The organism is Njordella aestuarii (assembly GCF_056494165.1).
In genome coordinates this window covers 1074330-1096038 of record NZ_CM151397.1, presented here as the reverse complement: position 1 = coordinate 1096038, position 21709 = coordinate 1074330, and the positions used below count along the sequence as shown (strand labels likewise).

At 51.0% G+C, this 21709-nt stretch carries 15 protein-coding genes and 1 tRNA gene; 5 read left to right on the top strand and 11 right to left on the bottom strand.

What is annotated here, in order from left to right; genetic code table 11:
• Window positions 1-29 precede the first annotated feature (29 nt).
• Both SH451x_RS04260 and SH451x_RS04255 read right to left on the bottom strand, forming a co-directional pair.
• Window positions 30-1484 (bottom strand): serine/threonine-protein kinase, encoded by a 1455-nt coding sequence (locus SH451x_RS04260; RefSeq protein ID WP_479361185.1) that lies wholly within the window; start codon window positions 1482-1484, stop codon window positions 30-32.
• Window positions 1481-2077, bottom strand: coding sequence for an RNA polymerase sigma factor (locus SH451x_RS04255; RefSeq protein WP_479361184.1), 597 nt, complete (start codon window positions 2075-2077; stop codon window positions 1481-1483). The genes SH451x_RS04260 and SH451x_RS04255 overlap by 4 nt, the downstream gene beginning before the upstream one ends.
• Window positions 2078-2308: 231 nt before the next feature.
• Here SH451x_RS04255 and SH451x_RS04250 point away from each other — a divergent pair, with 231 nt between their 5' ends.
• A complete protein-coding gene (locus SH451x_RS04250; protein ID WP_479361182.1) occupies window positions 2309-2545 on the top strand; it encodes a hypothetical protein in 237 nt (78 codons plus the stop codon).
• A 178-nt stretch (window positions 2546-2723) separates the two neighbouring features.
• Here SH451x_RS04250 and SH451x_RS04245 read toward each other — a convergent pair.
• Window positions 2724-2807, bottom strand: a tRNA-Leu gene (locus SH451x_RS04245).
• Window positions 2808-2990: 183 nt separating this feature from the next.
• Window positions 2991-4223, bottom strand: coding sequence for a Glu/Leu/Phe/Val family dehydrogenase (locus SH451x_RS04240; protein ID WP_479361181.1), 1233 nt, complete (start codon window positions 4221-4223; stop codon window positions 2991-2993).
• Window positions 4224-4373: 150 nt separating this feature from the next.
• On the opposite strand from SH451x_RS04240, the gene SH451x_RS04235 reads away from it, so the two are divergent.
• Window positions 4374-7760, top strand: a complete 3387-nt coding sequence (locus SH451x_RS04235) for a protein kinase domain-containing protein (protein WP_479361179.1) — start codon at window positions 4374-4376, stop codon at window positions 7758-7760.
• Window positions 7761-8133: 373 nt separating this feature from the next.
• On the opposite strand, the gene SH451x_RS04230 is transcribed toward SH451x_RS04235, so the two are convergent.
• The 4 genes from SH451x_RS04230 to trpE all read right to left on the bottom strand — a co-directional run bounded on the left by SH451x_RS04230 (window position 8134) and on the right by trpE (window position 13428).
• Window positions 8134-10179, bottom strand: coding sequence for a hybrid sensor histidine kinase/response regulator (locus SH451x_RS04230; protein ID WP_479361178.1), 2046 nt, complete (start codon window positions 10177-10179; stop codon window positions 8134-8136).
• 218 nt (window positions 10180-10397) lie between these two features.
• Window positions 10398-11393 carry a TIGR00266 family protein gene (locus tag SH451x_RS04225; RefSeq protein WP_479361177.1) on the bottom strand — a complete coding sequence of 332 codons (996 nt, stop codon included), beginning with the start codon at window positions 11391-11393 and terminating at the stop codon, window positions 10398-10400.
• A 36-nt stretch (window positions 11394-11429) separates the two neighbouring features.
• Window positions 11430-11900 carry a hypothetical protein gene (locus SH451x_RS04220; protein ID WP_479361176.1) on the bottom strand — a complete coding sequence of 157 codons (471 nt, stop codon included), beginning with the start codon at window positions 11898-11900 and terminating at the stop codon, window positions 11430-11432.
• Between the two features lie 28 nt (window positions 11901-11928).
• On the bottom strand, window positions 11929-13428 hold the full coding sequence (gene trpE, locus SH451x_RS04215) for an anthranilate synthase component I (RefSeq protein ID WP_479361174.1): 1500 nt from the start codon (window positions 13426-13428) through the stop codon (window positions 11929-11931).
• Between the two features lie 269 nt (window positions 13429-13697).
• On the opposite strand from trpE, the gene SH451x_RS04210 reads away from it, so the two are divergent.
• On the top strand, window positions 13698-14237 hold the full coding sequence (locus SH451x_RS04210) for a UvrB/UvrC motif-containing protein (protein WP_479361173.1): 540 nt from the start codon (window positions 13698-13700) through the stop codon (window positions 14235-14237).
• 18 nt (window positions 14238-14255) lie between these two features.
• Entirely contained in the window at window positions 14256-15323 is a 1068-nt protein-coding gene (locus tag SH451x_RS04205; RefSeq protein WP_479361171.1) for a protein arginine kinase, read from the top strand.
• A 282-nt stretch (window positions 15324-15605) separates the two neighbouring features.
• Here SH451x_RS04205 and SH451x_RS04200 read toward each other — a convergent pair whose 3' ends face one another.
• From SH451x_RS04200 to SH451x_RS04190, 3 genes are all read right to left on the bottom strand, one after another.
• The gene (locus tag SH451x_RS04200) at window positions 15606-17375 is read right to left on the bottom strand and encodes a serine/threonine protein kinase (protein ID WP_479361170.1); all 1770 of its coding nucleotides are present in this window, start codon (window positions 17373-17375) and stop codon (window positions 15606-15608) included.
• On the bottom strand, window positions 17359-17976 hold the full coding sequence (locus SH451x_RS04195; protein WP_479361169.1) for a sigma-70 family RNA polymerase sigma factor: 618 nt from the start codon (window positions 17974-17976) through the stop codon (window positions 17359-17361). The genes SH451x_RS04200 and SH451x_RS04195 overlap by 17 nt, the downstream gene beginning before the upstream one ends.
• Before the next feature lie 266 nt (window positions 17977-18242).
• The gene (locus SH451x_RS04190; protein WP_479361168.1) at window positions 18243-19712 is read right to left on the bottom strand and encodes a leucine-rich repeat domain-containing protein; all 1470 of its coding nucleotides are present in this window, start codon (window positions 19710-19712) and stop codon (window positions 18243-18245) included.
• 576 nt (window positions 19713-20288) lie between these two features.
• Between SH451x_RS04190 and SH451x_RS04185 the strand changes: the two genes are divergently transcribed.
• Window positions 20289-21551 (top strand): DUF2141 domain-containing protein, encoded by a 1263-nt coding sequence (locus tag SH451x_RS04185; protein ID WP_479361167.1) that lies wholly within the window; start codon window positions 20289-20291, stop codon window positions 21549-21551.
• Window positions 21552-21709 lie beyond the last annotated feature (158 nt).

The window sequence follows — 21709 nt, the reverse complement described above, 5'->3', positions numbered from 1 at the left end:
TTTCCTAAATGAAGTAGTTCTCGATCAAGTTATTCTTTTAATTCAGCAGAGCTGACGTCTCTTTTCAGTTTCCGCAATTGCATCGCCGCGGGTTCATCTTGCATTTGAAGTTGCTCAAGTCTCAGCCGCGCTTGTAGAGCGTATTCTTTATCCGTTCGCTGGTCAGCAATTGAAGTTGGCTGAGACGAATCCCCGCTTTGGATGGTTCCCGGTTCCATCGCTGCGTTGAGCATTTCGTCGGAAGCGTTTTCTGTTTCCTTAAGCCAGGAAAATACGACGATCGAAATCATCGCAGCACTTGCAATCGCTAATACAATCCCGATTGGCCTGCGAATTCGAGATCGCTTGCTGAGCAACGCGGGCACCTCATGTTCTCCAGGATTGTCGATATGCATCAAGCAATCGTTGAGCAGTTCGACGGTTTGTTCACCGTTGGCTAGCCGCTGGTTCACGTCTTTGGCAAGCATCATCATCACCAGCTTGTCCAACCACGGCTGGACCTCGCGCCGATGTTCGCTGGGCTTGCGCGGAGATTCGTGCTGCAATCGCGACAGAATTTCATACGCATGCCTGCCTCGAAACGGGGGATGACCGACTAACATGGCGTACAAAACGCACCCCAAGCTGTACCAATCGGTACGCTGATCGACGGACGATCCAATCGATTGTTCTGGGCTCATGTAGCTGGGCGTTCCAGGCGTCATGCCGCTGTGCGTCAGGCTTGCTTCGTTCGTAACCAACGCCAAGCCGAAATCGGTCAATGATGCCTTTAAAACCGTTGGCTCAATCAGAATATTAGCCGGTTTCACATCGCGATGAATTACGCCTTGCTGATGTGCAGCAACGAGCCCAATTGCGATTTGATGAGCGATCTTCAGAGATGCACCGATGCTTAACGGGCCTGTCTGGTCGAGATACTCTTGCAAGTTTACGCCCGACTGAAAGTGCATCACGATGTAAGGCAAGCCATCGAATTCCGAAACCGCATAGATTGGAACGACGAATGGCGAATGGATTGCAGCAGCAGCTTGCGCCTCTCGTATAAAACGTTGCTTGGCGGCACCTGTTGTGGCAATCGCTGGCGAGAGCACCTTCAACGCGACATAACGATGCAAAGGCCGATCGAACGCTTTGTATACAAGCCCCATTCCGCCTGAACCAATTGGCTCCACCAGCTCAAACTGATCGATCCTGCCTAAGAGACGTTCGTCGTCTTCGGCTGGAAAAAATTTCGCCGCAAAATTGGTTAAGATTTCATCCGGAGAGGATGTTATTTCCGGTTGAAGATTTTGTTCATCGTTCGACTTGAGGTACGCCAGCGAAGGCAGGACATCAAGAGAGCTCAGCCGCTCGTTGAATTGACTTTGGCATAATTCGCAAACGCTCAAATGATCTTCTAGTTGTTGCAAGCGATTGTTATCAAGTTCCTCGGATACAAACTGATCGATCAAGGATGGATTGCATGCGGTTCGTGTATGCGTCATGATTCGACCTCCAACCGTTTCGCAGCCGCTTGCAACAGTTTCAGTATTCTGCCTTTTGCAACATACACAGCACCAACACTCATGTTGAGCTCTTTCGCAACTAGCGGCGTCGGTCGCCCTTCGATCGTCGTATTCCAGAAGGCTTGCCAGTGTCGTGGATCCGACTGCTCCTGGACAAGCTTGGCGATTGCTCGAAACGAATGCCGCTCATATTCCAGTTCGATCGAATCGTCGAGCGATTGAGTTTGTAGTGCGAGGTTTGCGCGGTGAAAAACGTGCGAATCTTGCAGAGTTTGCGGATGTGATGCCAGATGCCGCCAGTAGGAGATCGTTTCGTTCTTTGCAATACGGAAGAGCCAGCGGCGAAACGCGGCTGGTTTTCCGTCGTCGGCGAATTGACGGATGCCTTTTAATAGCTTTAGCAATATCCGCTGACAGCAGTCTTCGGCGTCAGCGTGGTGAAGTCCTTGCCTGCGCAACGCAGCAAATAATGCCGGGCGATAGATCTTCTCAAAGTCCTGCCACTGTTCGTGCCGATCCCGATCCGCGATAGCCGCAATCAATTTCGGATCGGTGACAGGCAGTTCGGTCATGAGCTCGACGAAGAGAAGCGAACTTGTTGGTTTTATTCCCAAGACAATATGATAACGCTTGGCATCAGCCCGATTTAACAAACAATCGAAAAGAATTTTGCTGAGCGAGCAAGCGGCGCCATTATTTAGTGCGCAATAAGACTGTGAAATCGACTTTTGCTGCCCCGAGCTAGGTTCGAACAGACTTGACTTGCAGCGGTACTTTCACTAAAACGCGCCCGAGGGATACCCATGAAACGAACATCAAAAATAGTGTTTCTGCTACTTGGCTGCGCGGCCATCTCAACCTCTGGTTGCAGTATTTCAAAATCGACAAGGCCCGATAAGCGATACGACGTCAACTGGCATTTCGGCGAGACGATGATCGACAGCATCTTCGGCTCGGACGACGATCTTGACGAACTGTGGGAAAAAGGTTACGGATTCAACAATCCCAACGCCGACCGTATTCGCAAAGAACTGCAGTAGCAGCCAAGACTGGCTAGCGACAAGATGTCAAACGCTGGCTCGAGAGCAACGATACGTTAGGGCCGGAGTGAAAGCGATCGATTCGTCTGGCTTCAACGGCCAGGACGTCCGTTGTACAGAAGAGATGTACGGCCCGCGGGCAGCCCTGTCCTGAATCGAAATGTCGACAAAACATGAGTGCGGATAAGAGGAGTCGAACCTCCACCCCCTTTCGGGGACTAGATCCTGAGTCTAGCGCGTCTGCCAATTCCGCCATATCCGCAAAAATTTCAGGTTTAGAGAACTTATCGGCCACACCAGTCTTGGTCAAGCCAACTACGCCTCTTTACGTTCTCCGACTGCATTTTTGCTGCTCATGCATTGTCAAAACTAACGATTGCAACTTTAAGACGGAGCCTGCGCCCCGTCCGGCTTCTTTGCCACCAAATAATTTCGTGACGGTGCCCTAGCCCAACCCAGCCAGCTCCGTGGCGCGAAGGACGCGTCGCAACGCAATCATGAAGGCCGCGGTTCGAAGCGAAACATTCGATGTGGTCGATTCGGTCCAAACCGTTTCAAACGCGTTGGAAAGAGTACGATCCAGTTCTTGGCGTACCCGGTCCAGACTCCACTTATAATGCTGTCGGTTCTGCACCCACTCGAAATAGCTAACGGTCACGCCTCCTGCATTCGCTAAAATATCCGGCAAAACAAGCACGCCTCGTTCGTTCAGCACCTCGTCGGCTTCGGGAGCGATCGGGCCGTTAGCTCCCTCGATGATCGTTTTCGCCTTCACCTCTGCCACGTTGTCGAGCGTAATGACGTCTCCTAATGCTGCGGGAATCAACAAGTCTACGTCCATTTTCAACAATTCGTCGCCCGGCAATCGTTCGGCATTTTTGTAGCCTTCCAGCGTTTTATACTTGAGAGTATGCCGGAAGACTTCGGCGATATCGAGCCCGCCCTTGCGATAGTACGTGCCGCTAATGTCGCTGACTGCGACGATTGGAAAGGCCGCTTCGTGTAGAAACTTGGCCGCGTGAGAGCCGACGTTGCCGAAACCTTGGATCGCCACCGAGCATTTTTTAGTATCAACTTGCATCCTTTTGGCGAACTTTACAGCCAAAATACCAACGCCTCGACCAGTCGCTTCTTCACGTCCGGTCGCACCATATTCTTCGACCGGTTTTCCAGTGATAACGGCCGGGTTAAAGCCATGGTACTTTTCCCACTGACTGCGAAACCAAGCCATCACTTCATGATTCGTCCCCATATCAGGGGCTGGTATATCGGTGTCAGGACCAACGATATCGTGAATATTGTCAACGAAAGCTCGCGTTATTCGTTCGATTTCCTTGTGGCTGTATTTCTTCGGATCAACCGCGACGCCCCCCTTGGCCCCGCCATACGGGAGGTCGACGACTGCGGTTTTCCAGGTCATCAGCGACGCCAAGGCGCGAACTTCATCGAGATCGACGCTGGGATGATAGCGAAGCCCGCCTTTCATTGGTCCGCGCGCATTGTCGTGCTGGACACGGTAACCCGTGAGCGTTTCAACGTCCCCATTGTCGCGAATAAACGTGATTTCCACCGACACTTCGCGGCGAGGCGTTATTAGCTTTTTCCTAGCCCATTCTGGCATGTCGAGCTGATCTGCGGCTTTATTAAAATAGTAGCTTGTCGCTTCTGAGGCTTTCATAGGGCTCTTTCGTGCGTTGCTGCGAGTTCGCGTCTTAATTCGCGAATGAAAACGAATGTTGGGAAGTCAAGTAAGTATTACGATCAAGCTAGGTCTTTGCCCGATCGGTCCTGCGCCAGATTGCTGAGCCAGTTATAATGCACGATCTACGTGTTCGAAATAGATGGTGCACTGCAACAATGGAAAGTTAACGGCATGGGCTTAAGCGCCGTTCAATTATGGCAACGGATCGAAGCAACCGGTTTGGCGACCTCACACCAGATACGGGCTTTCGCCGCAGATATGTCCGAAGAATTACCGGCCGACCAGATGCTGGACGGTGGACAAGCTGCAAACTGGCTGGTCGCGAAAAAGCATTTTACAAAGTATCAAGTCCGAGTGTTGCTGAAGGACTTGGAAGGCCCTCTGCGCTGTGGAGACTATCGAGTTCAAGCACAATTGAGCGACCCTGTTCTTAACAAGTGGTATCGCGCAAAAGTCGATGGCGATGGACAAGAATATTGGTTGCTGGCCATCCCCTGCAATTTTTTTGATTCACCCGAATTCCAAGCAAACCCACCCAGCATCTTTTGGTCTCAAGCCCAATCGCAGTTGCTAGACAGTTCGCTGTGTGCCCTTACGCCAGCGCAAATAAGCGACGGTTATCTTTGCGTTGCGTCAAGCGTGCCTAACGGACGAGCGCTCGGGAGTACCATGAGCGGCATTGCCATGCCCGCTCAAGCAGCAAAAGCGATCGTCATCCAAGTCGCGATGGCCTTGGATCGAATCCATGCTGCCAAACTTGTTCACGGTGATATTGGAATGCACTCCGTTTGGTGGGACGGCGATCAACTGGTGACCCTGCTGCGAGATCCCGTTTTTCTGCCAGTGAACCCGCTGATCGACCAACATCGGTTGTCGACCATCAATGCGTCAGCCGTCGATCGTTTGCGATACGCCGCACCCGAGTTCACCGCTCCAGGTACGCAGCCGTCGGTCGCTTCAGATCTCTATGCACTTGGTTGCCTTTGGTACGAACTGTTAACTGGAAAACCGCTGGTACAAGATGATAATCTGAGCACTTTAGTCAAAAGCATTTTGCAAGTAGAACGGCAAAAGCTTCAGGTTGCTGGCTGGGACGCGCAGCACGACAAAGTGCTCGACTATTTGTTGGCCAAAAACCCCAGCGTACGTTTTGCCTCGGTCGGCCATTTCCTGCAAGCAGTCCAAGCCGCTAGCTCAAAATCGGTAGCTCCTGCCAGTACTCCCAAGCCAAACACGCCCAAAGATCCACCTGCCAGCAAATCTATGGGGCGGGCTGATACGAAGAACCCGAATAACAACGTCACACAGAACCGCAAACAAGAGCCCACGATTGCCGAAGCTTGGAAGACAGATCCAGCAACCGCTATTCCTAACGCACCAGTAGATGCGAGCAAAAAGAAATCGACGCGAGAGAATCAACCACGGCCACAACAACCTAACACGGCGAAAACAATTCCAGCTGGTCAAGCATCGCCACAGCCGTCTCAGACTCCGAAGGTAAAACCACCTGAAACGCCTGTCGCCATGCCGCCAACGTCGCAAACATTACCGACCGAACCACGCGCCGCGGCGACACCACCGGTAAAGCCACCCGAAAGAACGCGTCCTCGACCGGCTCAACCAGAAGCCGAGCCTGAGCTGCCGATCCAACAATCTCCCGTAGTGACTCCCCAGAGTGTGCCAGTTCAAAAAACTGAGGAAGCTGTGGCAAAGCCCATGGCAAACTCGGAATCGCCAGCCATCAAGACACCTGCAGATCAGGGCCGTCCGAAACTGGATCTGGGCACCTCTGCACCGCGACCGCTTGCCGCGAGGAATGTTCGCCGCACAAAGCAACGTCCGAAATGGTTCTTGCCCGCGATGGCTGTCGGTGCAATCGTTCTGATGGGAGGCCTGGCTTTCGGTTTGATGTCGCGTAGTTCCGAAAAGACTATTACAAAACCATCGCCTCCAAAATTGGATGACCAAAATGCTGCGAATACTCCCTCGGCGCCCGAAGTCGAAACGCGACCGGACCCTCTGGCTGAACAGTTTGTTCTGGTTTCAGATGTCGCGCAAAGTACCGAACTGCTGTGGGCTCCGCCTCATGTGGCTGATCCCGTGCCATTGCAGATGTTACCGCCTGGCATGCAAGGCGTATTGCACCTGAACGTGGCTTCGATCCAGCAACAATCAGAATTCGACGCTTTGGCAGAACTGCTGGGACCAGCCTATCAACAATTGAAGGAAGCGATTCAAACACAGCTTCCAATTGGTTGGGAGCAACTGGATCAATTGACGATTGCTTTGTATCCAAGCGACACGAGCGAATGGCCCGATTTGGTAATGAAAGCGACAGCCAAGTCCAATTTTGCGATAGCAGCGTCGATGCAAAAATACAAGTTTGGCACGCCGCCCGAACCCGTTCAGATTGGGAAATCAAAGGCCATTCGAAACTCGAATTCGACTCTGTCGGTAGTAATGCTGGTCGCCGATCAAGAGTCTCAAGAAGCGACGGTCTGTGTCGTGGGAAGTCCTCAACGCATCACGGAAATGATCGAAATGGACGGTGGTATCGCGCCACTTGTTCGCCAGTTAGAACAACTCCGTCAAAGTACGTCGGTGCAAAACGATGCAACCTTTCTCTCGACCACCAGTTTGTTACTGAGCAGCGGACGCGGCATACTGGCAAATTCTCTCGCGTCACTCTTGCCCTATTTGCGTTCAACGATGCGTGAAGACATCGCCGCCGTATCACTGACAACGAATTTCGAAGAAACTTGGTATGTGGAACTGCGAATGTTGGGCAAGGACGAACAATCCTCACCCAGAATTGGGCAAGAGCTGAAAATGGTATTGGACAACCTGCCTGCAACTGTCGAAGCTACATTGGTTTCACAGCCGGCTGATCCCTACTGGGCAAAAATTGCGATCCGTTTCCCTCAACAGCTACGGGCTTTGAAAGAGCATTTGCGTTCCGGAATTGAGGATGGTCAGAACATCGTAAATTTCTACTTGCCATCGCAAGCGGCCGCCAATCTGTCTCTGGCTAGCTGGATGTCACTGCGAGCCACTCCGGGCGCGCCAGCGGTGGCAGCGACTGCTTCGTCAAGTTCCCCAGCGAATGCGAATTTGTCGATCGACGAAATTCTCATGTTGCCGATGACGATCGCCTTTGATCAAGAGTCGTTCGAAGTTTCGGCGCGTACGGTCGCCGAAGACTTTAACTCCGGTCTAAGTAACCCACTTTCAGCGGTGAATATCGTGATTGATGGCAATGCCTTGGAGAAGGACGGCATCACACGGAACTACCAAATTCGAAATTTTAAGCACAAAGATGTGCCGCTGCGAACGGTACTGATCGACTTGGTCCGAAAAGGCAATCCAATCACGACAGTTCAAAATGCGAATGAAATAGATCAGAAACTAGTCTGGGTTGTTAAAGACGAACCGAGCCACTTAATTGAGATTACAACTCGGGCTGCCGTAGAAGCTCAAGGACTGAAGCTACCGAACGAGTTTGTTGCGGATTAGAAAAGCGAGGTGCTTGGTGCTTGGTGCTTCGATATTATGACCAGTCAAAGAATTGCTCTACACTAATCAACCTAACTTGTTCCACCATTAAGCTTAACTTGGTGGATTGATGATCCCTGGTGAAGCGATGGGATCATCGTTCGACTGGGACAAGCCCAGTCGTGGCGAAAGAGCAGTGACGTGTTAGGCTGGTTACGATCCTGTTTCGACCGAGGCGAGCTCGGTCGGGTTGCTTACTGCTTACTGCTTACTGCTTACTGCTTACTGCTTACTGCTTACTGCTTACTGCTTACTGCTTACTGCCTACTGCTTACTGCTTACTGCCTACTGCTTACTGCTTACTGCTTACTGCTTACTGCTTACTGCTTACTGCCTACTGCTTATCGGCAGCTTCGGCGAGGATTTCTCGGAGGCGGACAATATCGATTGGTTTGGCCAGGAAACCGCTACAGCCAGCAGTTAAACATGCTTGGCGTTCGCTTTCCATGGCACCGGCGGTGATTGCGACGATAGGTACCTTCACACCTTGTTGCCGTAGAGCACGAGTCGCGTCAACTCCGTTGACTTCGGGCATTTGTATGTCCATCAGGACAAGCTGGTACGGAGTCCCTTCATCGATCGCTCTTTTGACTGCGTCGATCGCTTCACGGCCATTCGATACCAGATGAAATTCCGTTACCATCTTGCCAAGCAGACTTTTCAGAACAAGCTGAATCCCTCGAGTGTCTTCTGCGGCAAGCACCTTAAGCGCAAATTGAGGCGAGTCTTGATTTATAGCTAGATGCGAATTGTTGTTTGCAGCAGAGATATCGTGAATTTCGACCAGTTTCGCATCTTCTGGCACCTCGATCGGTAGCGTAAACGCAAAGACCGACCCGTTGTGCAGTTCGCTTTGAACTGTGATATCGCCGTGCATGAGGTCAATTAGCCTTTTGCAGATCGCTAGGCCAAGCCCTGTGCCAGTTGGATTCTCTCCGACTTGTTCAAATTCATTGAAGATCGTCACCAATTTCTCGTGCGCGATACCAATGCCCGTATCATGGATTTCAAAAGTGAGCTTGCCGCCGTTCGTATTGGCTTCGGGTTGAAATTGAGCAACCACTTCGACACGTCCGGTGCTTGTGAACTTGATGGCATTGCTGATCAAGTTGATCAAAATCTGGCGTAGTCGATACGCATCGCACAAGAAATGCTCTGGCAGTTGCGTCGCACCGCGCCAGTGTAACTGCAGACCTTTTTCTGTTGCCAATGGATTCATCAGAGAGAAAACGGCCCCCAGCACTTGAGGAATAGCGGTCTTCGCGTAGGCAATCTCTAAGTGACCAGCTTCGATTTTCGAAAGATCGAGCACATCATTGAGCAGTATTTTCAACATCTCGCCTTGAGAACGCACCGCTCGAGCTAATTCTCTGGTTTCGCCCTGGGAAAGATCTGGCAAAATAGCGTCGAGGCCGCCTAACATCACGGTTAGCGGTGTACGAATTTCATGACTCACTTGAGCGACGAAACGACTCTTCTGCTCGCTGGCCGTCGATGCAACTCGTGCCACTTGATCAAGTACTTCTTCACGGTCGACTTGGTTTGTGACATCCTGATTGATACCGATAAACTTGAGAGCACGACCGTCTGGTGAACGAATGACGCGGCCGCGACCTGCAAGCCAAATTTGCTGGCCGCTGTTAAGATTGAAAGGAAAGCGAAAGTCATAGTCTTCGCTACCATTCAGTACTGCTTGCACGTGTGCTTTTAATCGTTGGCGGTAATCAGGGCGTACGCGTTCGTAAAATTCATCTTGATTGACTTTACCATCAGGTGCACCCAAGCCAGTCAGTCGCATCTGAGCCGCATCGAACGTAACGACGTTGGTTTCCAAATCCCAGTTAAAAAAACCGCTACCTCCTGCCGTCAGAGCTATGTGGAGCAGTTGCCTATTTTCCTGCAGTTCTTTATTGACTGAATTGTTAATCGCAATCTCTTGTCTGAGTCGTTCATTCAACTGGCTAAGTTCAACGGTTTGTCGGGCGACTTCCCTTTCAAGCTGCCGTGGGCTCTTAAGCTGGAGGGCGCGCGGGATGATGTCGAACAAAGTAAAAACGGTCGCGACCGAAACGACCGCTGTAATCACCTTGAGAATGGCGCTAAAGCGATAAATTGGCCAGTAGAAGATAATCGCTTCCAGCAGGTGAGTTGACCCACACGCCAGGATGAATGCGGCAAAAAGATAAATGATTCGCGGAAATGGAATGTCGCGACGTTTCCTCGCAATGGTCAAGAGAATGACCGGAATGGCAAAATAAGCACCAAAAATGAATAGATCGCTTACAATGTGTAGCCAGCCCCACCAAGGTTCCTGAGCCCAGCCCGGGCCGCAAGACCATCGCGGAGGGAAGCCGATGCCACTGAAGATCGATCTAAACATGCAAGTTGCCCTGTGACGCACACGCAAACTGTTCAGATCAATTGCCCTTGATCTGTTACCTTTCAACTTTCGGAGAACTATACAGTTTCCTAGCGGTCAAGGTAACAGTATTCGAATCTAGAGTTGATTTACGTCAATTGGCATTTGATTGAAATGCCGGCTACCACACCCGAGCACGCCCATCGCATGTGGTTTCCAACACTCACACCATCTAATTTTTAGAAACCGTCACCGTCAAGCAAGTTTCCTAAGCCGCCCAAGATCGAACCTTCCTCTTTGCGGCCGCGAGAGGTGGTTGCCGCCAACATCCTTCCTGCCATTCGCGAAAATGGGAGTGATTGCAGCCAGACATGGCCAGGGCCGGTCAAGTTAGCTAAGAAAATTCCCTCCCCGCCGAACAGCATCGATTTAACGCTGCCCGATCTTTGAACGTCAAAATTCACGGTGCTGGTCAAGGCAACTAAACAGCCTGTGTCAACTTGAATCGATTCGCCAGCCTTAAGCTCTTGTTCGCGAATCGTACCGCCAGCGTGGATGAAAATAAGTCCATCGCCTTCGAGTTTCTGCATGATGAAACCTTCGCCACCAAACAGGCCGGTCAAAATCTTGCGTTGGAAATGGATGCCGATTTGTACGCCTTTCGCTGCGCACAAGAAGCTATCCTTTTGACAGATGATGCGCCCGTTGAAGTTCGATAGATGCAGCGGTATCACCGTGCCGGGATAAGGAGCAGCGAAGCCAACTTTGGCTTTGCCGGACGGTCCCGTATGAGTAAACACCGTCATGAACAAGCTTTCGCCAGTGATCAAACGCTTGCCGGCCCCAACCAATTTATCGAAGAAGCCGCCCGATTGTGCACCTTGCGATCCATCGCCAAAGATCGTCTGCATTTGCACAACCGTATCTTTGAACATCATCGCGCCAGCCTCAGCCACAGCGCTTTCACCCGGGTCGAGTTCAATCTCGACGTACTGCATGTCTTCGCCGAAAATTTGATAGTCGATCTCGTCGGCAGCTGATCGACGTGGAGGAGGCGGAACATGAGGCGACGGGCTTTCGCCAGTCAGCTCGGCGACTTGAGCAGCTGGAACCCATTCAGCATATCCTTCGCGCCAACACAACGCATGTGCTCGGTTGCGGCATTGCGCGCGTGCTGTCTCTGCATCAAGCGGACCGACTTGTTGACCATCAAAACTTAGATACCACTGGTGCATGCTCATAGCCTCTTAAAAATCTTGTACAATTGATTGTTATTTGTCATCCGACTCTTGGTTGCGACGATTGACCCAGCGAATCGCTACTACCATTGCCGCAAATGTTGCGAAAGCAAAAAAGTAGCCGCTATTGCTCCGACCGCCCGTGGACCAGTAGAGCAGGGTGCCGATCAGCCCGGCCAAGTTCGCGAGCAGCAGAAACCACGGACCTCGATTTTCGGTCTCAACATCAGCATCGATTGCGTCCTGCATATCTTCTTCATCGCCACTATCTCGATCGTTCAGTCGCTCATATTCACGCAGCAACCCCTGTGCTTCGTTAAACGAGTCTTCCATCACTAGGACATCGACTTTTCCTGGCGCACCCGTTTGGAATTGAGAAGTAAAGCCGCCGACAGATTTTGCTTGGATACCGTGGGACTGAAGAATGTTTACGATTTCGTTGGCTTCCAGCTCGCTTCGCACCGACGTGAGCGTCTTGAGTGTATCAAATTGGGCATCTGTCATGTCAGTATCCTTAATGCGACAACAACCTTCACTTTAGTCGATCGATCGTCGCTTCGATGGCGCGAACCATGGCTTTCGATTTATTAACCGTCTCTTGATATTCTGCCTGAGGATCGCTGTCGGCGACAATACCAGCGCCAGCCTGAATATAAATTTTGTTGTCGCAAAAGACCATCGTTCGCAAAGCGATACATGTGTCGGTGTTTCCGCGATAGTCAAAGTAACCGACGGCACCTGCGTAAGGTCCGCGTTTGGTCGGCTCGATTTCATCTATGATTTGCATCGCACGGATCTTCGGAGCTCCGCTGACGGTGCCGGCCGGCAAAGCCGCCTTGAAGGCGTCCATGTAAGTCTTATCGTCAGCTAACGAACCATTCACGTTCGAGGAAATGTGCATCACATGAGAGTAATGCTCGATAGACATAACATCCGTTAGCTCCACAGTTCCCAGTTTCGCAATGCGTCCGATGTCGTTACGACCAAGATCGACCAGCATCACATGTTCTGCACGTTCTTTCGGGTCCAACAACAGTTCCTCGGCCAAGCGTCGGTCGTCCGCTTCGTTCTCGCCTCGCCGTCGCGTACCAGCCAGCGGACGGACTGTGACGACTCGGTCCAAAACGCGGCACATCACTTCCGGTGAAGCTCCAACCAGCACAGTGTGTTTGGTCCTCAGAAAAAACATGAAGGGACTGGGGTTGATTACGCGCAAAGATCGATAGACTTCGAATGGATCGAGGCTGACGTTCGCTTCGAATCTTTGTGAGATTACCACCTGAAAAATATCGCCCGCGCGAATGTATTCGGTGCACTTCCCAACGGCTTGGCAGAAATCTTCTTCAGAAAAGTTTGAAGTCAGGTTCAGTTGCGTTTCTGGAGCCGAAAAGCGGATATCTTGCGGGACTAAGTTTGCAATCGGCTGACTCAAACGCTCAACAATCTGGTCAATGTTTTTTTCCGCGTCGCGATAAGCCGATTCCGCATCGCTGGACTTCTTGGCATCGACTAGCTGGATCACGAACATCGTTTTGTTGACGTTGTCGAAAACGACCAGCGTGTTGTAGAAGCCAAAATCGAGATCGGGCAAGCTGCGATCGTCGGTAGGAATATTCGGCAGTTTTTCAACGTAACGACTCACGTCATAGCCCGCGAAACCGATCGCACCGCCCAGAAATGGCGGCAACCCCGGCAGTTCCGCGACCGATGGCTCACCAATTTGACATCGCAGCAATTCCAAGGGATCGGCCGCGGTGCTTTCAGTAATCTTGCCCGAACTGTCGATTTCTTCGACCCGACTGCCCCATGCGCGAAGATTGCGCTCGGGATTTACAGCGATGAAGGAATAGCGACCCACCCGCTCTTGGCCGACGACGCTTTCGAACAAACAGCCTGGAGTTTGGCCGTCGTCGAGCAACCGGAATGCGGTAACTGGCGTAAGAGCGTCTGACAGCAGTTGTCGATAGACTGGAACCAAATCGAATTGGTCAGCTAATTCGCGAAATCGATTTAGGCTCGGGACGGTCTTCATAGAAATCAACTACTGCATATAATCGAGTGAAACTTGAATGGGAGATGTCCACCCTGACTAGACATCTTAGTAACGCGTGGAAAGTAGTGTCTGCCCCCGTTTGTCGGGAACTAGCCCTTTGGGGCATCGTACAAACGGGGGCAGTCACTTTTTCCGCGCCATTGCTCAGCAACATAGTATTCAAGTGACGTCGAAAGCGTGAAAGCCCCCTTTGGATTGTCGCCATAGGTTGCTACCGTGATGCGAGACCCTGTTAGATTGGTACGGCGATGAAATGCCAACATTGTGAAAAACCTGCAACATTCCATATCACGGAGCTAACCGAGGCGGATGGTCCGCTCGCGTTGCATCTGTGTGAGGATCATGCACGCATTTATTTGGCTCAAGGGAGCGATGCAACGCCGGCGACAGCACTGGCGAATTTGTTGGCTAAACAGCTAAAGATCGAGCAAACCTCGGCCAAAGTAGCTGAAACAGAACAAAAAACTTGTCCTGTTTGCGGTATTACATTCGCTCAGTTTCGCAATGCGGGCCGGCTCGGTTGCGCGTATGATTATGTTTGCTTTCGTGACGAGCTTGAACCGCTGTTGGTCAATATTCACGGGGCGATTTCGCATCGCGGCAAAACGCCGGTGCGGGCGGCTGGCAAGCCTGACCACCAGCACGAGTTGCTTCAACTGCGTCGTGAGATGAAGGACGCGATCGATCGTGAAGACTACGAAAAGGCTGGAAAACTGCGGGACCAAATCCGGGTACTGGAAAATGAAGACGATGAGGATGCGTCTTCCGAGAAATCGAGCGAATCATAGTGCGAGCTTTGTTGATCCGTGAATCTTAATGAATTAGCCCTGCAATGCGGCGTTTGGTTGGCTGGAAGCGGTCCGGAATCGGATATCGTGATCAGCAGTCGTATACGCTTGGCTCGAAACTTTTCAGACCATCCTTTCGTCCGAAAGTGCTCGCCCAAAGAGCTCAAGTCGATCCTGCAAGAGTTCCGTTCCAAGCAGAAAAAGATTCGGCTGCCGGGCAAGCCAGAATTCATCGACGTCGCTGCTTTGGAAGAGATCGACCGTCAATTCTTGATGGAACGGCAAATAATTAGCCGCGAACTGAGCGAAAATGAGGGAGCTCGCGGCGTTTTAGTCGACAACAAAGAACAATTTAGCGTGATGGTCAACGAAGAGGACCACTTGCGTATCCAGATTATGCAGAGCGGCTTGGATCTCAAGACGGCTTGGAAACGCATCAACGAAATCGACGATGCGATCGAATCGGAAATGAATTATGCCTTCAGCGACCAGATGGGCTACCTAACCGCTTGCCCGACCAACGTCGGCACTGGTCTTCGTGTGTCGGTCATGTTGCATTTGCCCGCCTTGGTCGTAACCAAGCAGATGGACAAAGTCTTTCGCTCTTTTCAGCGGATCAACGTCGCCGTTCGCGGCCTGTTCGGCGAAGGCTCACAGTTCATGGGAGACTTTTATCAAGTCAGCAACCAGATCACGCTTGGCCGCAGCGAAGAAGAGTTGATCCAGCAAGTGCGCGAAATCATTCCTGTCTTGATCGACTACGAGCGTAAGGCCCGCGAATTTCTGTTGAATGAAAAGAACAAGGATTTGCACGATGACGTATCTCGGGCGCTTGGGATTCTGAGCACCGCACGCAAGATCAGCAGTGAAGAGACGATGCATTATTTGTCCAAGGTGCGGATGGGTGTCAATTTGGGGCTGATTACCGATGTCGACATCGAAACGATCAACAAGCTTTTCATTCATACGCAACCCGCGCATCTTCAAAAGATCAGCGGCCGCACGTTAACCAGTTCCGACCGCAATATCGAGCGTGCGGACTATCTCCAGCAACATTTGGTCAAACGCCCGCCGTCGAGCAATTGAGATTTGTCTCAGGTACTAGGTTTAACCGCGTGCCCAACGGGCCGCGAGTACTTAGTGAGTTGCTCCTCAGCAGAGCTCACTTTCGCTTCACCCGGCACGCGAAATCGAACTAGGCCACCGAGCGCATCTGAACTGATTGCGATTCCAAACCAGCAAGTGCACACAAGCATAAGGAAACCTAGCAACTGGCTCATCGTTCGACGACCGAGGCGAGCTCGGTCGAGTTGCATGTTGCTTAGGTCGCTTCGTTCGATGAAGCATATTTCTGCTGCAACCTAGATGTTACTCAATCGAGTGCTGCTGCATTTCGTCGAGTTTAAGAAATGCATTCTTGATGCTTTCTCCTCCCATAGCCTCCTTCCATTTGTGAGCCCGTTTTGGATCACTGCTAAAGTACCCTCTCCATAACAGTAACAATGTCGCCCCAAGCCCAAGCACGCCGGTGATGATCGACGGCCAGAAAGCATTCGGCTGCAAAACGATTACCTCAAATCCTAACGCTACGCTGCACGGAATCCATAACAACCACCACGCCAAGCCAATAAACGCTCCGAAACTCAGGTAACACCAGCGAATGGTTTCAATCGCGGATCGGATCTTTGAGACTGGCTGGCTGTAGTCAATTTTTTTGATCTTTATGCTGAGGGAAGCGCCACCGATGATCGCGACTATTCCGTAGAGGTGCAACGTAATACCAGAGATCAATCGATGCGGGATGCCTGTATTGCGAGTCCAACACCAAGCCCCTAACGCAATAATTGCGATCCCGAACACAATCTGCAACAGCTCTCCTAACATCAATGGCCTTAACGCCGCAGCGACTTCGCCCATCAATTGCCGACGGTAAACCAATAGTCGCGCCGACATTTCTTGAGTGGCCAGCTTGGTATGGTTCCCAAGCGGCGTATGGACAGAAGACTGCGCCGGAGCGGCGAGAACTGCGGGAGAGTTGCTGATCAGCTCCAGATCCGTTTTAACTTGGCTTGCATGCTGGTACCTGCGTTGTGGCTCCCGTTCGAGAGTTCGCAAAACGACTTCATCCAAACGCACATCGACTTGAACTTTCTCGCTAGGTGCTGCAAATCGCCCAATCGGTAGTTCGCCTGTCAGCATTTCGTAAAAGACAACGCCCAAAGAGTAAATGTCGGCGCGGTGATCAACAGTATGCGAACTTTCCATTTGCTCGGGAGCCATATAGCGAAATGTTCCCATCACTTGATTCGTGCCAGTAAGGCCGATGTCCTGCATTTCGCCCCCAATAAGACGCGAGAGTCCGAAGTCGGCGACTTTGATCTTACCGCTCTTGTCCAACAAAATGTTCTCTGGCTTGATGTCTCGATGGACTACGCCCATGTCGTGGGCATACTGCAGGGCGTCGCAAAGATGAGGCACGATCGCGAGCGCTTGCGCTGGCGTTAGGCTGTGTGAACGAATGACTTCGCGCAAGTTCGAACCGTCTACGAATTCCATCAGAAAGAAGTACGTGCCGTTGGCGTTGCCAAACTCGAATACCGACACAATATTGGGATGATTGAGTCGAGCGAGCGCACGTGCTTCACGGGTGAAACGCAAAGCGAATTTGGTTTCGTGACTAATTTCGTCCGGCAAGATCTTGATGGCGACCAACCGATCAAGGCCACGCTGTCGGGCCTTGTACACCGCCCCCATTCCGCCAGCACCAATCAGCTCAAGTACTTCCAGCGCAGGAAAGAGCTCGCTCATTCGTTGCACAGTTGGTGGTACAAAACGATGTCTGGCGGCCTCGGTTGAATCGCCTTGGAACGCATCATGAATGAGTTCCTCGAACTGCCCAAACCGCTGCAGATACTCATCGGAAGTCGGCGATTGCCCCGATTTCTTGCGATAGTCCACTTCCAGGACTAATAACTCACGAAAAAGTGCGGACTTTTCCAACGAACTGCCGCTAAACTGATCGATGATTGATTCGATGGCTGGCGGCTGTCCACGTTGCCAAGCGGCTTCGAAGGCGGCGCATAGGTCGTCGATCTTTTCGAGTGTTGCGACGGCGAGTTTTTCATTGTTGTTGGTCATCGTTCAGCAATTCTTGTTGGCATTTTTCTCGAATCAGGCCGAGCCGACGTTCGATTGTTCGTTCTGAACAATTCAATCGTGCTGCCAATTCCGCGTTGGAGTAACCCTCCATTCTGCCTACCGCTATTTCTCGCAGTTGCCCGACACCCAAATGCTGAAGAAGTTTTTCGAAGCTTTCCGTCATCATCGCCACCATCTCTGGCGAGGGCTCGTTGCCGATGACTTCGATCATTTGTAGCTCGTCGTCGGCTTGCGGGGCATTCAAGGATAGCGGAATACGTCCATCCCCACGACGCTGACGCTGCTGGTGTCGTCGTCGGTCGATGACCTTCCTGGCCGACATTTTCAGCAACAATCGCCACAGATCGTCTCGGTCCGCTAGATCCGGAAAGCGACCATCTTGAGCGGCGCGATAGAAGCTCTCAAACACGCTAACCACCACGTCTTCCTCGTCACTCATCGCGCGACGCGAACCGAGCAGCTTTTGTCGAGCGGCGCGCACAAGTCGTTCGTAGTAGTGTTGCCAGAGCTCATAGGCGGCGCGCGAGTCGCCATCCTTCACCAGCTCAATCCAGTGACTAATTCTCTCTTTGTCCGTCATCGTGACGCCTGAAAAGCTTGCATGTGATTATCGATCTGATGAATAGCACTGTACAGTTTATCTGACTTCGGATGTTCTCTCGATCCCGCTCACCCCTCAAGCGCAGCGCATTATTCTTTGCTCCCCTCGCCCCGCTTCGGGGAGAGGGGTTCGGGGTGAGGGGGGCCTCAGGATCAGCCGGAGTGCATTAGCACCCGGTTTACGTGGCGACAACCGCACGAGAAATAGCACAGCGGACCAATAATCAATCAAACAAAACGCAAACGTCAGTCGCCGCTGACATAGCAGTCAGGTAACACTGCTCTTAGTTTCGCAAAACCGTTTGCTGTGATTTTGGTAGATTCTAGCTCCAAATATTTCAGCGATTTGAATTCTTTCAACTTCTCAATGAGCGAGTCCGTTAACCCAACATCAAAGATCTCTAGAATCCGGAGCGACGGAAGGGATGACAAATGCGCTATGCCATTTTCGGTGAAATCACCCTCGCGAAGTCGTAAACATTGCAGCTCAGACAGCGGAAGTAATTGACGTAAGCCATCGTCGGTAATCATTCTGCCAGTCAAATCTAATTCTTGCAACGATGTTAATTTTGCGAGTTGGGCAAGCCCGTCAAAATCTACATTGACATCGGTGAGATCTAGTGTTTCCAGGGACTTGATCCGCGAAATCTGCTCAAAACCATGACCTGAGATTGGCACGAATCGCAGTTCGAGTTCTTTGAGATTTTTCATCTGAGCCAAGTGAGACAATCCAATACCTGTCAATTTGCATTCACTTAAATCAAGTGTTTCCAGTCTTTCAAATGAAGGCAGATGTCGCAAACTGTCGTCGTCAATGAGTGTGTTTCCCAGATGCAGATTTTTAAGATTCTTTAAACCAATAAGTTCCCCGAGTCCTGCTCCTGTAATTGTGTTGTCACTCAACTCTAGATTCTCGAGGGAACTCTGACTTGCAATAGCGGGCATTGCTCGATCACTGATTTCAGTACTTGCAAGACATAGATACTTTAACGAAGGAAGTTCCGGGAGACTGAGCAGGCTTGTATCTGAAATTTTTTCTTTATGCCGCAGATCCAGACACTCAAGCGACGTCAGGTTTTCAAGAGCACTTAGCCCGTCACCTTGCAAATTGATGCCTAGCGATAATCCTTCAAGAGATGATAGATCTTTCAAATGAACCAATCCGGCATCGGTTACGCCAGAGCAATGAAGGGAGAGGTCTTTAAGCGATCGCAATTTCGTTAAGAATGACAGTCCTTGGTCGGTGATTTTGTCGGTTCTTATGTAGAGGAATTCGAGCGCGACGCAACCAGAAATATTTGCAAAACCGTCGTCGGTAGCTAGGTCATTATCAATCAAAAACTCCTGCAAGTATCGAAGACTTTTTAAATTGCTCAGTCCTCGATCGGTGATTGAATTGCTAGCGAGATCCAATGTCTTCAGAGCGAAAAGTTTTCGCAGATGCACTAGATCATCATCCTCAGTTGCATCGCTATACGTTTCAACGTATGTAGGTCTTAGTAAGTAGCTTTCGGGAACGAATTTACTTAGAAAGTGCCGTAGTCTGTCCTGACCGTCTTCATATTCCAAAAGAAATACAGATGCATCTTCTTGTTCGAGCGCTTCGATTGCGGATCTCTGTCGATCTACGACTACGAAATACCTTAGCAACAATGCTACAATGGCAATTGAAACAAAAAGAAACGATAACGTGAAGCGGCGTGGTATGAATTTCATTCGCTTTATGATAGCAGCCTTAACGAGTATCACATCAATCGATGCAGCCCAAACTGAGATTCTAACGCGACGGGTAACGCCTTGGGAGCATACGGCGTGCAAGCGCTGCGACCAGCCATCCTCGTCCGATCGCGTCTAACGATTAAACTCCTATCCGAACGGCGAATAAAAGGGGACGGGGATAACTTCACGTGAAAGTGGTTGCTACAAGCAGTATTATCGCGAAATGAACCTCTGTCCGAAAAGTAACTCAAAGCAGTCCGGACAAGCGTTGATCGAGGTCGACCATCTGGCGACAAAGAATGGACCGAAGAGATGGCAGAAACGAACGGAGTTTGGTTTACCCTGCGTCCTATCGGCCGTCCACGCAAGAAGAACGCGACGCCCCCTTAAAATGACCCCCGTCCCCTTTTTTGCAACGTCCCCTTTTTTGCAAGATTTTTTCGCCTAGCCTGTCCCTATTTTCTATTTTTTGGATTCAGCCTCGACCGAGATCTTTTGCCAATTGTCGTTTCCACTTTGGCATCTAGTCTAGAAACATCTTTCGATGTTTTATCCCTTAGTCAGTCTCCAAATATGAACCAGTTTGCCACACGCGCTGTGCAAGTTTTCGTGCTCAGTCTTACTTTGCTGGTGATAGGTTCGTCAACCAATGCTTGCGGACAGAGCTCCGTGCGCGTCTCGGCTCATCGTGAGTTCATTGTGCCGATCGAATACGAAGAACTTTTGACGCGCATGGAAGGCGAGTCAACATCGCGTAAAATGTTTCGATCACAACACGTTGAACTGTTGACGTACACTCCTCGAAAAGACGAATCGCGAGATGCGACACCTGTAAACTCCACCGACGACGCATCACAAAGCGACGAGCTTGAAGATCCTAGCGTCTCGCAAAACGATGGCGGTGCCGTCCATGCCATCATCGATAGCATAGGTTGCTCACAAGAATTCGGGCGAATGCTCTATAGCACTTCCATAGTAGCCAATACCCAACAGACAACGATCCACGTCGAATTGGTTCAACCCGCCGATATGCTACTGAAGGACCATTACCGCTACGTAATTGTGCCACTAGATAACTATCAATCTTCGATAGCGATTACGCATACGCTCGATGTGCGACTGATGAAGCGTCGGCTCAGGGCGATTAACGATCTGATTTTTTCCTTCACTTGCAAAGAAGCCTCTGCTCAAGTTCAACTACTAACGGCTGCCATGGAGCGTTGCATCATCGATATCGCGATGCGTCCTGAGGAATCGACCTCGCCTGCGGTTGCTCGTCCCGCGGACGAAAATAGCGGCGAACAAAGCAGCGATCCTCGATCGACTAGTGCCGACCGCTCTTTAACCAACGCGCAAGAAAACACTGTACAAGCCGATGTCAAAGAGTCAACTTCGCAAGCGACGGAGTCAGAAACTCCTGCAGACACTTCAGTTTCGGCCAAGTCTCCTGCTCTGACGGTCCGCATGAAAATTGCAACTCCCAGCCGAGGCACCGTGCGTGTAGCCGTTTTCACCTCGGAAGGCCAGTTTCGCAAGTTTGACGCTCGCAAAGAAGATTCGAAACAGGGTGAGGCCTATCGCAAGCAGGAGATCCAAGTCGGTCCGAGCGGTACGGTCGAGTATACTTTTAAGGATGTACCACAGGGGAATTACGTGATCGCCGCGTTCCACGATATCGACGGTAACAAGAAACTGACGTCTAGCTTTTTGGGCTTCCCTAGCGAACCATATGGATTCTCGCGCGACGCTCGAGGGCAGTTGGGTGCGCCGAGCTACCAAGATGCTGAATTCAAATTCGACGCCGACCACCCGATGGTCGAGTTCTCGTTGAAATAAAACTTCCAAGGTCGATGAAGCTGCAGACGCGAGCCGCTTCCACAATCAATCAAAGGGCAGGAAATTTGTGTGGTTTTTCCGCCAAGGCTCGGACTCCTTGGCGGGCTCGAGAGCGTTGATTGCAAACCAAGCGCGTTATCGTAATGAAGCTTTGCTGC